Source organism: Achromobacter sp. FW305-C-28 (assembly GCF_058783235.1).
The window spans coordinates 560,095-573,782 of the sequence record NZ_JBYSYL010000002.1 but is presented as its reverse complement, the minus strand read 5'-3'; the positions used below and the strand labels follow the sequence as shown (position 1 = coordinate 573,782).

The following is a 13,688-nucleotide window of genomic DNA, read 5'->3' as shown; positions in this document are numbered from 1 at the left end:
AAAAAAACACACCCAGGAGACAACACCATGCGCATTCCCCTCAAGAGCCGACTGGCCCTGCTGCTGGCAGCCCTGCCGCTGACCGCCCTGGCCCAGAATTTTCCGGCCAAGCCCATCACCTTCATCGTGCCGTTTGCCGCCGGCAGCGCCACCGACCAGATCGGCCGCGCCATCGGCCAGGGCGTCACCGAGCAGACCGGCCAGGCGGTGGTCATCGAGAACAAGCCCGGCGCCAGCGCCATGATCGGCGCGGCCACCGCGGCCCGCGCCGCGCCCGACGGCTACACGGTGCTGATCACCACCAACACCACACACGCCGCCAACGAGCATCTGTACAAGACGCTGACCTATCACCCCGTCAAGGACTACGCCCCGATCTCGCTATTGGGCAAGGGCGGCCAGATCATGGTGGTCAACCCCGGCTCGCCCGCCCAGACGGTGGGCGACTTCCTGGCGCAGGCGCGCCAATCGCCGGGCAAGCTGAGTTTCGGCAGCGGCAGTTCCAGCAGCCGCATCGCGGGCGAACTGCTGCAACAGATGGCGGGCGTGCAACTGCTGCACGTGCCCTACAAGAGCAACCCGCTGGCCGTGACCGACCTGCTGGGTGGGCAGATCGACATGATGATCACCGACACCGCCACCGGCCTGCCGCAGGTCAAGTCGGGCAAGCTGCGGGCGCTGGGCGTCACGGGCCTGACGCGTTCGCCGCTGGCCCCGGACGTGCCCACCATCGCTGAATCCGGCGTGCCGGGCTACGAAATGGGCTACTGGTTCGCCGCCTACGCGCCGGCCGGCACGCCGCCCGAGGTGGTCAAGCAGCTGAACGAGCTGCTGGTCAAGGCCACCCAAAGCGCGCCGGCCAAGCAGTTCTATGCCCAGACCGGCACCGATCCGGCCTCGTCCACCCCGGACGAACTGGCGCAGTTCCAGTTGGCCGAATCGAAGAAGTGGGGCGACATCATCAAGAAGGCCGGCATCCAGCCGGAATAAGCGCGTCAGGCCGCCGCCTGCGCCTTCAGCCATTCCAGCACGGCGCGCGCGCCTTGCGACAATACTCGCTCGGCGCTGATGGCAACGTGATACGTGTGCCCGTCGATGCTCGGCCCGAAGGGCTGATGGAGCTGGCCCGCCGCCAATTCCTGGGCGACCAGCGCCTGGCTGACCAAGGCGATGCCTTCTCCCGCGACGGCCGCTTGAATGGCATGCCCTTCATCCGAGAACCGCAACTCGCCCGCGGGCGATGCCTCGGGCCGCCCGGCTTCGGCAAACCAGCGCCCCCAGGTGGGATTGAGCGGATGCTGCCGCCGCCATTCGAAGTAGATCAGCGGCCACCGAGCCAGGTCTTGGACAGTGCGCACGCCCAGCCGCGGGTTGGCAACGGGGGCAAAGCGGTCTGTGAATAGCGGCTCGACGGTCAGGCCGGGATACGGCCCGCGGCCGTAGCGGATGGCGATGTCGACTGCCGTCGAACGCAGGTCGACGATCTCGTCCGAGGCCTGGACTTGCAGGTCGATACCCGCCAGGTCGCGGCGAAACGCCCCCATCCTCGGCAAGAGCCATTTCGCCGTGAACGCGTTGGTCGCCGAAATGACCACCTGGGGCCGGTGCCGGGCTTCGGTCAGCCGTTCCAGCGCGGCCTGGAAGGCGTCGAAGCCATCGCGCAGCACCGGGTACAGGCGCGTGCCCGCATCGGTGAGCGCGACGCGCCGGACCTGCCGGGTAAAGAGGGCTGCGCCGACCTGTTGTTCAAGCCCTCGAATCTGATGGCTGACGGCCGTGGGCGTGACCGCGAGCTCTTCGGCGGCCGCCTTGAAACTGCCCAGGCGGGCCGCGGCCTCGAACGCGCGAAGCGCTGAAAGGGGCAGGAATCGTCGGTGCATGCGGCGGGGTCCGGTGGTTATATGAGTGAAATTATCTCATCTGACACTTGATAAATGAACCTTTGTCGGGCGGATTCCACACCTTTATCTTCTCTCTACCCGCCATTGTCGGTGGACCTCATAAATGAGAGAAACTAATCATGATCGAACGCGTCATCACCCAGCCCGACCCCTACGAACCCTTCCTGCTGTCGCAAGGCATCAAGGCCAATGGCTGGCTGTTCATCTCGGGCCAGGCCGGCGCGGGCGAGAACGGCAAGATCGTCCAGGGCGGCTTCCTGGCACAGGGGCGGCAGGCCTTTGCGAACCTGCGCCGGGCGCTACAAGCCGGCGGCGCCAGCCTGAAGGATGTGGTCAAGGTCACCATTTTCGTGACCGACATGGGCCACTTCGATGATGTCGTGACGCTGCGTCGCGAATTCTTCGCGGCGCCCTACCCGGCCGACACCATCGCCGAGATTCGCGCGCTTTACACGCCCGATGCGATGATCGAAATCGAAGCGATCGCAGTCGCGCCCAACGCCGAGGGCCGTTGAGATGGCCACATCGACGCTTTACGACCCGGTTGCGATCGGTGCGCTGCGGCTGGCGAACCGCCTGGCCGTCGCACCGATGACGCGGGTCAGCGCCTTGGCCGACGGCCGGGCCACCGGCCGGATGGCGGAGTACTACGGTGATTTCGCCGCCGGCGGGTTCGGCCTGGTCATCACCGAGGGCATCTACACCGACCAGGCCTACGCCCAGGGCTATCTCTTCCAGCCCGGCCTGGCCGACGATGCGCAGCGCGATGCATGGCGCCCCGTCGTGGATCGCGTGCAGGCGAACGGCGGCCGCGTCATTGCCCAACTCATGCATGCCGGCGCCATCTCGCAAGGCAATCCCCATCGACCGAACGCCAAAGGCCCGTCAGCGGTGCAGCCCAAAGGCATGCAGATGAGCTTCTATCGTGGGGCAGGCGCCTACCGGCTGCCTGAAGCGCTGTCGCTGGCGGAAGTGAACGACGCGGTGGCCGCCTTTGCCCGCGCGGCGCTCAGGGCAAAGGCGGCCGGCTTCGATGGCGTGGAACTGCACGGCGCGAACGGCTACCTGCTCGACCAGTTCCTGACGGACTACACCAACCAACGCAACGATGCCTACGGCGGCGGGCTCGCGCACCGCCTGCGCCTGGGCGTCCAGACGATCCAGGCCGTGCGTCACGCCGTCGGCCCCGATTTCACGGTGGGCTATCGCGTTTCGCAAGGCAAGGTCAACGACTTCGCCCACAAATGGGCAGGCGGCGAGCCCGAGGCGGCAGTCATCTTCAAGACGCTGTCGGCCGCAGGCATCGACTACCTGCATACGACGGAATTCGAAGCCTGGCAGCCGGCCTTTGGCGCGGGCCCCAGCCTTGCCGCGCTGGCCCGGCGACACGGCACCGTGCCGGTGATCGCCAACGGCGCCTTGCACACCCCCAGCGAAGCCGTGGGGATGGTCGAACGCGGCGAGGCCGACCTGGTGTCGCTGGGCCGCGGGGCACTAGCCCATGCCGACTGGCCGCATCGCCTTCGCAACGGCCTGGTCCTGGAAGCGTTCGATCGCGCCCTGCTCTCGCCCATTGCCGACCTGGCCAATGCTGAAAGATGGCGTAGCGGCCCGCGCACCCCGGCGTGACGCCAGTTGGGTGGGCGGCGTCGCTGAAATGCAAAAGGCGCAGCCCGGGCTGCGCCTTTTCATTGCCACGGCAAACGCCGCCGCGGCTTACTTTTCGACGAAGGCGCGTTCGACCACGTAGTCGCCCGGCTGGCCCACGCCCGGGGACACCACGAAACCGCGCTTGTCCAGCATGGCGCTGATGTCGGCCAGCATATGCGGGCTACCGCAGATCATGGCGCGATCAGTTTCGGGGTTGATCTGGGGAATGCCGATGTCGGCGCACAGCTTGCCGTTTTCCATCAGCTCGGTGATGCGGCCCTGGTTGCGGAACGGCTCGCGCGTGACGGTCGGGTAGTAGACCAGCTTGTCGCGCACCACGTCGCCGAAGAACTCGTTGTTGGGCAGTTCTTTTTCGATGAAGTCGGCGTAGGCCAGCTCGCTGACCCAGCGCACCCCGTGCACCAGGATGACCTTGTCGAAGCGTTCGTAGACGTCGGGGTCTTTGATGATGCTCATGAAAGGCGCCAGGCCCGTACCCGTGCCAAACAGGAACAGGTGCTTGCCCGGCTTGAGGTCGTCGACCACCAGGGTGCCCACCGGCTTGCGGCTGACCAGGATGGTGTCGCCTTCCTTCAGGTGCTGCAGGCGCGAGGTCAGCGGACCGTTCTGCACCTTGATGCTGAGGAATTCGAGGTTTTCTTCGTAGTTGGCGCTGGCGATGCTGTAGGCCCGCAGCAGGGGCTTGCCTTCGACTTCCAGGCCGATCATGACGAAGTGGCCGTTGTGGAACCGCAAGGCCGCGTCACGCGTGGTGGTAAAGGAAAACAGGGTGTCGTTCCAGTGGTGCACGCTAAGCACGCGCTCGGTGTTGAAAGCAGCCATGTCGTATCTATTAGGAGCGGAACAAGGAGCAGGCCATCGAACCCGACTTGCACCGCGTGGTCAGACCGCGCCGCACAAAAGACGCGGCCGGTATTAGGGTTGACCCTATTCTACAGGGTCTCGATGATAATTGCTCTCATTATTCCGTAATACCCTTATGCCGTATTGATGGGGATCAAGGGCCGGAATGCAAGGCTTACGAATAGTTGAACGCCTTAAAACTTCCTGTTATTGTCCGGTTCTCACTTGATAATAATTTTCGTTAGCAGACCGTTTTGAGCAGCGGCCTGGCCCGGTCCGCCCAGGCTTTGACCGCTGCAGCCCTTGCCGGAGTTCCTTTCATGTCTATGCGTCCCCAATTGAAAACGCTGCTGCGCACCCTGGCCCTGGCCGGCGCCGCCGCGTTCGCCGTCCCGGCCCACGCCGCCGAGGAAGTCAGCCTGTACACCACGCGTGAACCCAAGCTGATCCAACCGCTGCTGGACGCCTTCACCAAGGAAAGCGGCATCAAGGTCAACACCGTCTTCGTGAAAGACGGCCTGCTCGAGCGCGTGAAGGCCGAAGGCGCCAAGTCGCCCGCCGACGTGCTGATGACCGTGGACATCGGCAACCTGCTCGATCTGGTGGACGGGGGCGTGACCCAATCGGTCAAGTCGCAGACGCTGGAATCGGTCATTCCCGCCAACCTGCGCGGCGCTGACGGCAAGTGGTTCGCCCTGTCGCTGCGCGACCGCGTGCTGTATGTCGAAAAAGACCTGAAGCTGGAAAGCTTCCGCTACGAAGACCTGGCCGATCCCAAATGGAAGGGCAAGGTCTGCATCCGCTCGGGCCAGCATCCCTACAACACCGCCATGGTGGCCTCGATGATCGCCCATGATGGCGCCGAAGCCACCGAAAAATGGCTGCGCGGCGTCAAGGCTAATCTGGCCCGCAAGGCCGCTGGCGGCGACCGCGACGTGGCCCGCGACATCCTGGGCGGCATCTGCGACATCGGCCTGGCCAACGCCTACTACGTCGGTCACATGAAGAACGCCGAAGCCGGCACCGACGCCCGCAAGTGGGGCGACGCCATCAAGGTGATCCGCCCGACGTTCGCCAACAGCAAGAGCGGCGGTACCCACGTGAACGTCAGCGGCGCCGCCGTGGCGGTCAATGCGCCCAACAAGGCCAACGCGGTCAAGCTGCTGGACTTCCTGGTGTCCGAACCCGCGCAGGCGCTGTACGCCCAGGCCAACTATGAATACCCGGTGCGCAAGGGCGTCAAGCTCGACCCCGTCATCGCCAGCTTCGGCGAACTGAAGGTCGATCCCCTGCCCCTGACCGAGATCGCCAAGCACCGCAAGCAAGCCAGCGAACTGGTGGACAAGGTCGGTTTCGACAACTAAGACACGGCACGGCGGCGCCTCGGCGCCGCCTTTCTGCCTTCAGGCCTGCCCTCGCCCAAACCCGGATTCGCGCCGGATTGGGCGGCGGCAGGCCTTGACGCTACAGGCGCCGCCCCGCGCGGCGTCCTGTCCGCAGCATTCTTGAAGCAGCACCCTTTCTGAAGCATGCATACCGATTCCCTGCCCCGGCCGCTGCGATTGCGCTGGGCTGAACGCGGCGCCGGCTGGTTGGCTGGCGCGGTCCTGATCGCCCTGGCCGTGCTGGCGCCCGTGCTGACGCTGGTGTGGTGGGCGCTGGGCGGCGACCTGTCGCACTGGCAACACCTGGCCAACTATGTGCTGCCCCAGGCCCTGGCCAACACGGCCATGCTGCTGGCCGGCGTGGGCGTGCTGGTGACCCTGCTGGGCACGGGCTCCGCCTGGCTGGTGACCGCCTACGAATTCCCGACGCGGCGCGCGCTGACCTGGGCGCTGTTACTGCCGCTGGCGGTGCCGACCTACATCATCGCCTTCGCCTACCTGGACCTGCTGCACCCGATCGGCCCGATCCAGACCGCCATCCGCGCCCTGCTGGGCTACGACAGCCCGCGCCAGTTCCGGCTGCCGGACCTGCGCTCGATCTACGGCGCGATCTTCGTGCTGGGCTTCGTGCTGTATCCCTACGTGTATCTCAGCACCCGCGTCATGTTCATGACGCAGGCGGCCAGCCTGCTGGAGGCCGCCCGTACGCTCGGCGCCGGCCGCTACGGCGTGTTCTTCCGGGTGGCGCTGCCGCTGGCGCGGCCGGCCATCGTGGTGGGCGTCAGCCTGGCGCTGCTGGAAACGCTGAACGACATCGGCGCCTCGGAATTCCTGGGCGTGCAGACGCTGACCGTGTCGGTCTACACCACCTGGGTCACGCGGTCCGACCTGGCGGGCGCCGCGCAGATCGCGCTGACCATGCTGGCCATCGTGATCGGCCTGATCCTGCTGGAACGCCATGGCCGCAAACGCCAGCGCTACGCCAATACGCAACGCATGCGGCCCATGCAGCCGCGCCGGCTGCGCGGACCGGCCGCGGCCCTGGCCGCCGTGCTGGGCTGGATTCCGGTGCTGATCGGCTTTGTCGCGCCGGCCCTGTACCTGGTGGTGGAAACCTACAAGCGCCTGCACCTGGTGGGCGGCGTCTCGAACCAGTTGCTCAACGGCTTGAGCAACACCCTCATCGTCGCCTTCAGCGCCACGATCGTCACGCTGGTCTGCGGCCTGATCGTGGCCTGGGCCGGCCGCACGCTGCGCGAAAGCGCCAGCTTCAACCCTGGCCGCGCCTGCGCCCGCATTGCCAGCCTGGGTTACGCGGTGCCGGGCACCGTACTGGCCATCGGCCTGCTCACGCCTTTCGTCTGGATCGACACCGCGGTGGCCAAGGTCTTCGGCGGCACGGGCCTGTTCCTGATGGGGTCGATGGCCGCGCTGGTATGCGCCTACGCCATCCGCTTCCTGGCCATTTCCACCGGCGCGCTGGAAGCGGGCCTGGCCCGCGTGCCGCCGTCGCTGGAACAAGCCTCGCGGTTGCTGGGCGAGACCTCGGCCGGCACGCTGCGCCGGGTTCACCTGCCGCTGCTGCGCCCGGCCCTGGCCGCCAGCGCGCTGCTGGTGTTCGTGGACGCCATGAAAGAACTGCCGGCCACGTTGCTCTTGCGGCCCATGAATTTCGACACACTCGCCACCTGGCTCTATGCCGAAGCGGCCCGCGGCACGTACGAAGAAGGCGCCGTCGCGGCGCTGGCCATCGTGCTGGCCGGCCTGCTACCCGTGATCCTGCTGGCGCGCACCAATCTGAAAATGGGACATTGACCACCGTGCCCGATCTGCTTGAACTCGACCATCTCTCGCTGGCCTACGACACCCCCAAGGGCCTGCGCCCCGTGGTGCAGGACCTGACCCTGGGCCTGCCCGCCGGCCACATCGGCTGCCTGCTGGGGGAATCCGGCTGCGGCAAGACCACGGTGCTGCGCGCCATCGCCGGCTTCGAGCCGGTGCGCGCCGGCCGCATCCTGCTGGACGGCACGGTCATCTCGTCGCCCACCGAACAGGTCGCCCCGGAAAAGCGCCGCGTCGGCATGATGTTCCAGGACTACGCGCTGTTTCCCCACCTGTCGGTGGCCGAGAACGTGGCCTTCGGCCTGCGCCGCCTGGAACGCACCGAACGCACCCGCCGCGTCGAGGAAATGCTGACGCTGGTCGGCCTGGCGCACGCGGCCAACAGCTATCCGCACGAGATCTCCGGCGGCCAACAGCAACGCGTGGCGCTGGCGCGGGCCCTGGCGCCCTCGCCCGACCTGCTGCTGCTGGACGAACCGTTTTCCAACCTGGACGTGGACACGCGCGAACGCCTGGCGTTCGAAGTGCGCGAAATCCTGAAAACCACGGGCCACACGGCCATCCTGGTGACACACAACCAGGCCGAGGCCTTCGCCATCGCCGACCGCATCGGCGTGATGGCGGCCGGGCGCATCGCGCAGTGGGATACGCCCTACAACCTGCACCACCACCCGACCGACGACTTCGTGCGCGATTTCATCCGCCGCGAAACGCTGGCCGAACAGCGCGAACAGGTGTTCGCGCGGGGCCGCTAGCCGGTCCGCACGTGACCGGCCATGTGGGCGGCGACGCGCGCCGCCCACCGCCCTGCCGCTGCATCAATCAGCCGACAGCTTCACCTTTTGCGACAAGGCCTTGAAGGCCTCGTACTGGCTGCGCGTCAGGCGTTCGACTTCCTCGGGCGTCGAACCGTACGGCATGAAGCCGGCCTGTTCCAGCTTGTCCTTCACATCCGGCATCGCCAGCGCTTCGCGGAACGCGGCGCTGAGCGCCGCCGTCACGTCTGCCGGCATCCTGGCCGGGCCATACACCGCGAACCATGGGTCCACCACGGCCGCGCCGTAGCCCAGTTCGGCCAGCGTCGGCACATCGGGCAGCGCGGGCGCACGCTTGCTGCCGGTCACCGCCAGGGCGTGGACCTTGCCCGCCTTGATGTGCGGCAAGGACGCCGGCAGGTTGTCGAACATTACCGGCAGATGGCCGCCCAACAGGTCGTTCAGGCCCTGCGCGCTGCCTTTGTACGGAATGTGCTGCATGCCGGCGCCCGTCAGCTGATCGAACATCACGCCCGCCAGGTGCATGGACGTGCCGGTGCCCGGCGTGCCGAACGCGGTGCCCGGATGCTGCTTGGCATAGGCCACCAGGTCCTTGACGCTGTCGACCTTCAAGGCCGGACCGGTTTCCAGCACGACCGTGGACGCGCCCAGCATGCTGACGCCGGTGAAGTCCTTGGTGGGGTCGAACGGCATCGACGGATAGACGAAGGGGTTGAGCGCGTTGGTCGAGATGGCGCCGAAGCCGATCGTGTAGCCATCGGGCGCGGCCTTGGCCACGGCGTCCATGCCGATGTTGCCGCCCGCGCCGGGGCGGTTTTCGACGATGACGGGCTGGCCGAGTTTCTCGGCCACCTTCTGGCCCGCGGTGCGCGCCACCAGGTCGGTGGTGCCGCCCGCCGTGTAGGGCACGATGAAGGTGATGGGCTTGGCCGGATAGCCGGCCGCCTGCGCGGCGGCGGCGCCATGGACCAGCGCCAGCGCGGCCACGGTACGCAGGACGTTCAGGGTAATGCGTTGCATGATGTCTCCATCCCTATTGTTATCAAGTCAGGGATGCGCATCATACTGCCGCGCGCTTGGCACGACTGTGGCGCAATTCATACGCCTGCAGCCAGATTGACGGCGCTTTGCCCATGCTGATGCGTCACCTCGCGGCAATCGATGATAGAGTGGCGCTCTCTTGGGGCCCGCGCCCTCACACTACCGAACTGCACAGGAGGAAAAAAATCATGCAAAACACGATGCAACAACAAACTTCCCACGCTGCAGGCCGCGTCTAGTCCGTTCGAATTCTTCTTGCTGTCGCCACTGCATGCCACCCGCGCATGCAGCCCCGCCCGTCAATCCGACAGGCAACTTTCGCATAGCAATCCATTCGCATTGCCTTGGCCCGGACCTGCCACACAGGGTCTCCCATACGCCTCGCCCCCGCACGGCCATCGCCTGCCCGAGCGCGGTATCCGCACGCCTGCGCTTTGCAGGACGCGCGGCCCAGGGAGCCCCGGATGATCTGATCTGGAAATACCATGGGCAATTGCATTCAAACCTTGTCCGAGCGCGTCACGTTGATCGCCTCGGACGAGACCTGGATCGAAGGCAACGCGATCCAACAACTACACACCACCGCTGAACTTGCCGGCATGCGCCGCGTGGCAGGCATGCCTGACCTGCATCCCGGCCGGGGCTACCCGGTGGGCGCGGCATTCTTTTCCATTGGCCGCCTGTACCCCGCCCTGATCGGCGGCGACATCGGCTGCGGCATGGCGCTGTGGTCGACCGACGTCGACGCCCGGAAAGCCGCGCCCGACAGGCTGGAAAGAAAGCTGGGCAACCTGGATGCCCCGCTGGACGACCGCTGGCAAGCGCTCGCGTCCGAACTGGCGCCCGCTGACGTGGGCTATCGGCAGGCGCTGGGCACCATCGGCGGCGGCAATCACTTTGCCGAACTGCAACGCATCGACGAGATCCACGACCCCGAGGCCGTCGCGGCCTTGCAGCTGGACGCCAAACGGCTGGTACTGCTGGTGCACAGCGGCTCGCGTGGATTGGGCGGCGCCATTCTGCAAGACCACATCCATCGGCATGGGCATGCCGGCCTGGCGCAAGGCAGCGCAGACTGCACGGCCTACCTGGCCCGGCACGACGGCGCATTGCGCTACGCCGAAGCCAACCGGCAACTGATCGCGCGCCGCATGCTGGACCGCCTGGGTGCCAAGGGCGAACAGGTGCTGGACGTGCACCACAACCTGGTGACGCCGTCGGTGATCCAGGGCGAATCCGGCTGGCTGCATCGCAAAGGCGCCACGCCATCGGATGCCGGGCTGGTCGTCATTCCGGGGTCGCGCGGCGACTTCAGCTACCTGGTGGCGCCGATTCCCGGCGAAGCCAGCCTGTATTCGCTGGCGCACGGCGCCGGCCGCAAGTGGATGCGCAGCGAGTGCAAGGACCGCCTGTTCAAGCGCTACACCCCGGCGCAACTGGGCCGCACCAAGCTGGGCAGCCACGTCATCTGCCAGGACAGGCAGCTGATCTACGAAGAAGCGCCCGAGGCCTACAAGCCCGTGGACAGCATCATCGACAGCCTGCAACGAGCGGGCCTGGTGACGGTGCTGGCCAGGTTGCGTCCCGTACTGACCTACAAGACGCGCGGAGGATGCTGCTGATGGAACTGCTGCAACTTTCCGCGGCCCACGGGCCTGACGAATGCTGCCTGGCGGTCGCCCGTGCGCTGGCCTGCCTGCTGCGCGAAGCGCGTGGCCGAGGCATCGATGTTGACGTGCTGGAATCCGAAGCCGGCGCCAGGGCGGGCACGTACCGCTCGGTGCTGCTGAGCCTGGACGGCGCGGGCGCGGACGGACTGGCGGCCGATTGGGAAGGTTCGATCCAATGGATCTGCGCCAGCCCCTACCGCCCCGGCCACGCCCGCAAGAACTGGTTCATCGGCGCCTGGCGCTGCGAGATGCCGACAAGTCAGCTATCCAGCGAGATCCGCTTCGAAACCACGCGTTCGTCCGGGCCGGGCGGCCAGCACGTCAACAAGACCGAGTCGGCCGTGCGCGCCACCCATGTCGCCACGGGCATCACCGTCAAGGTGCAGACCGAACGCAGCCAGCATGCCAATAAACGCATTGCCACGTTGTTGATCGCCCACCGGCTGGCGAACCACGCCGAGGCCCTGCAAGCGGCCCGGCGGGCCGAACGCCGCCAGTTTCACCACCAGGTGGAACGCGGCGGCCCCCGGCGTGTCTTCAAAGGAGAAAACTTCGTGTTGATGAAAACGCGCCCGGCACAGGCGTAGAACGAAACGGGCCTGCATCCGCCAGTCACGCTGGGGATGCAGGCCCGTTTGCCGTCCGTGCCAACCGGCGGCGACATCACCGCCGTGAACGCACCGTCGGCGAGCGTTGGCATCACGCGCGCGGCGCGGGCAGCGGAATGAACTCGGTCTCGTCGCCCGGCACCGTCTGGCCAAAGCGGTTGCGCTGCCATTCCTCTTTGGCCTGTTCGATGCGGTCTTTGCTGCTGGACACGAAGTTCCACCAGATGAAGCGCGGCCCCTCCAGCGGCTCGCCGCCCAGGACGGCAAAGCGCGCGTCGGTACGGGCGCGGATCTGCACCGGACGGCCCGGCGCAAAGACGATCAGGCGACCGCTTTCGAACACCTGCCCGTCGACTTCCACGGAACCCGTGGCCAGGTAGGCCGCGCGTTCTTCATGTTCGGCCGGCAGCACGGTCACGGCGCCGGCCTGCAATTGCAGGTCGCCATAGAACAGCGGCGAATGCGTCTTGACCGACGAGGTCTTGCCAAACAGCGAGCCCGCCACGACCTGGGCGCGCACGCCCTCGCCTTCGATCACGGGCTGGGCATCCAGGCCGTAATGAGTAAAGCCGGGATCGGTCTCTTCGTGTTCTTGGGGCAGGCCGACCCAGATCTGCAGGCCACAGAGGCGCTGCGCGGCCTGGCGGCTTTCAGGCGAGGAACGTTCAGAATGCACGATGCCCCGGCCGGCGGTCATCCAGTTCACTTCGCCGGGCAAAATGGTCTGCGTATTGCCGGCGCCATCGCGGTGCACCATGGACCCTTCATACAGATAGGTGACGGTGGACAGGCCGATGTGCGGATGCGGCCGCACGTCGATGCCGGACCCGGCGTTGAATTCCACGGGCCCCATATGGTCCAGGAAAACAAAGGGGCCGACGGTGCGGCGCTGCGCCGAGGGCAGCGCGCGGCGGACTTCGAAGCCGCCCAGGTCGCTGGTGCGCGGCACCACCACGGTTTCGATCTGGCTTTCGCCGGGTTGGGACAAGGTGGACATGGAATACGCTCCTGTAGGGTGGCCCTTGGGGCCATCTTAAGCCCGGCCGGTTCTTTGCTGAACCACCGGCGCGGCATTGCGAAAACAAGGCCGGGCGGATCTCGGCAATCCGCCCGACCGCCGGCTTTACGCCAAGTCGAACACAAGCACTTCGGCATCCTTGCCGCCGGACAGCGCGACACGGGTTTCATCGGTAATGGCGACGGCATCGCCAGCCGCCAGCTCGATGCCGTTGGCAACGACGCTGCCACGAGCCACATGAACCCAGGCACGGCGGCCCGGAGCCAGGTCGAGCGTGGCGGACTCATCGCCATCGAACAGACCGGCGTACAGGCGCACGTTCTGATGGATCTTCATCGATCCATCGATGCCATCGCCCGACACCAGGGCTTGCAGGCGACCGCGCTTTTGCTCGTCGGAAAAAGCCTTTTCTTCATATTCCGGCGCAATGCCGGTGACGTCAGGCTCGATCCAGATCTGCAGCAGATGGGTTTCCTGGTCGGCACGCGGGTTGAATTCCGAGTGCATGACTCCCCGGCCGGCGCTCATGCGCTGGACGTTGCCGGGCTGGATGGTGGAGCCGCTGCCCATGCTGTCCTTGTGGGCGATGGCGCCATCCAGCACGTAGGTGATGATTTCCATGTCGCGATGGCCATGCGTCCCGAAACCGCGGCCGGCGGCGATGCGATCGTCGTTGATGACACGCAGCGCGCCAAAGCCCATGTGGCTGGGGTCGTAGTAGTTGGCGAAGGAAAAAGTATGGAACGAATCGAGCCACCCGTGGTTGGCATGGCCTCGCTCGGCGCTGCGGCGAATGGTAAGCATCGTGGACTCCCTGTTGCAATTAAGTGAATGGTCTTGCAGCCGCTGGCATCGATCTGTCGTTGCATCTGGCTTGGCTGCTGAACCGGCATGAATAGAATTGTGCCTGTACCTACCCGGGTAGTTGACGCT

General features: G+C 66.3%; 13 protein-coding genes. 8 read left to right on the top strand and 5 right to left on the bottom strand.

The window, feature by feature from the left end:
• The first annotated feature begins 27 nt into the window (after positions 1-27).
• Entirely contained in the window at positions 28-990 is a 963-nt protein-coding gene (locus AC3WMR_RS07610; RefSeq protein WP_492263438.1) for a Bug family tripartite tricarboxylate transporter substrate binding protein, read from the top strand.
• 5 nt (positions 991-995) lie between these two features.
• Here the strand turns inward: AC3WMR_RS07610 and AC3WMR_RS07605 are convergent, their stop codons facing one another.
• A complete protein-coding gene (locus AC3WMR_RS07605; RefSeq protein WP_492263437.1) occupies positions 996-1,880 on the bottom strand; it encodes a LysR substrate-binding domain-containing protein in 885 nt (294 codons plus the stop codon).
• A gap of 140 nt (positions 1,881-2,020) precedes the next feature.
• Between AC3WMR_RS07605 and AC3WMR_RS07600 the strand changes: the two genes are divergently transcribed.
• Both AC3WMR_RS07600 and AC3WMR_RS07595 read left to right on the top strand, forming a co-directional pair.
• On the top strand, positions 2,021-2,416 hold the full coding sequence (locus tag AC3WMR_RS07600) for a RidA family protein (protein WP_492263436.1): 396 nt from the start codon (positions 2,021-2,023) through the stop codon (positions 2,414-2,416).
• A 1-nt stretch (position 2,417) separates the two neighbouring features.
• Positions 2,418-3,530 (top strand): NADH:flavin oxidoreductase, encoded by a 1,113-nt coding sequence (locus AC3WMR_RS07595; protein WP_492263435.1) that lies wholly within the window; start codon positions 2,418-2,420, stop codon positions 3,528-3,530.
• A gap of 87 nt (positions 3,531-3,617) precedes the next feature.
• Here the strand turns inward: AC3WMR_RS07595 and AC3WMR_RS07590 are convergent, their stop codons facing one another.
• Entirely contained in the window at positions 3,618-4,394 is a 777-nt protein-coding gene (locus AC3WMR_RS07590) for a ferredoxin--NADP reductase (RefSeq protein ID WP_025140853.1), read from the bottom strand.
• A gap of 341 nt (positions 4,395-4,735) precedes the next feature.
• On the opposite strand from AC3WMR_RS07590, the gene AC3WMR_RS07585 reads away from it, so the two are divergent.
• The 3 genes from AC3WMR_RS07585 to AC3WMR_RS07575 all read left to right on the top strand — a co-directional run bounded on the left by AC3WMR_RS07585 (position 4,736) and on the right by AC3WMR_RS07575 (position 8,397).
• Positions 4,736-5,779 (top strand): Fe(3+) ABC transporter substrate-binding protein, encoded by a 1,044-nt coding sequence (locus AC3WMR_RS07585; RefSeq protein ID WP_492263434.1) that lies wholly within the window; start codon positions 4,736-4,738, stop codon positions 5,777-5,779.
• Between the two features lie 165 nt (positions 5,780-5,944).
• Positions 5,945-7,615, top strand: a complete 1,671-nt coding sequence (locus AC3WMR_RS07580; protein WP_492263433.1) for an ABC transporter permease — start codon at positions 5,945-5,947, stop codon at positions 7,613-7,615.
• A gap of 5 nt (positions 7,616-7,620) precedes the next feature.
• The gene (locus AC3WMR_RS07575) at positions 7,621-8,397 is read left to right on the top strand and encodes an ABC transporter ATP-binding protein (RefSeq protein ID WP_492263432.1); all 777 of its coding nucleotides are present in this window, start codon (positions 7,621-7,623) and stop codon (positions 8,395-8,397) included.
• 63 nt (positions 8,398-8,460) lie between these two features.
• Here the strand turns inward: AC3WMR_RS07575 and AC3WMR_RS07570 are convergent, their stop codons facing one another.
• Positions 8,461-9,438, bottom strand: coding sequence for a Bug family tripartite tricarboxylate transporter substrate binding protein (locus AC3WMR_RS07570; RefSeq protein WP_492263431.1), 978 nt, complete (start codon positions 9,436-9,438; stop codon positions 8,461-8,463).
• 506 nt (positions 9,439-9,944) lie between these two features.
• Here AC3WMR_RS07570 and AC3WMR_RS07565 point away from each other — a divergent pair.
• Positions 9,945-11,081 carry an RNA ligase RtcB family protein gene (locus AC3WMR_RS07565; RefSeq protein WP_492263430.1) on the top strand — a complete coding sequence of 379 codons (1,137 nt, stop codon included), beginning with the start codon at positions 9,945-9,947 and terminating at the stop codon, positions 11,079-11,081.
• Positions 11,081-11,716 carry a peptide chain release factor H gene (gene prfH / locus AC3WMR_RS07560; RefSeq protein ID WP_492263429.1) on the top strand — a complete coding sequence of 212 codons (636 nt, stop codon included), beginning with the start codon at positions 11,081-11,083 and terminating at the stop codon, positions 11,714-11,716. The genes AC3WMR_RS07565 and prfH overlap by 1 nt, the downstream gene beginning before the upstream one ends.
• 112 nt (positions 11,717-11,828) lie before the next feature.
• On the opposite strand, the gene AC3WMR_RS07555 is transcribed toward prfH, so the two are convergent.
• A complete protein-coding gene (locus AC3WMR_RS07555; protein WP_492263428.1) occupies positions 11,829-12,734 on the bottom strand; it encodes a pirin family protein in 906 nt (301 codons plus the stop codon).
• A gap of 126 nt (positions 12,735-12,860) precedes the next feature.
• Positions 12,861-13,559: a pirin family protein gene (locus AC3WMR_RS07550; RefSeq protein ID WP_492263427.1), complete on the bottom strand. Its 699-nt coding sequence runs from the start codon at positions 13,557-13,559 to the stop codon at positions 12,861-12,863.
• Between the last annotated feature and the right edge of the window lie 129 nt (positions 13,560-13,688).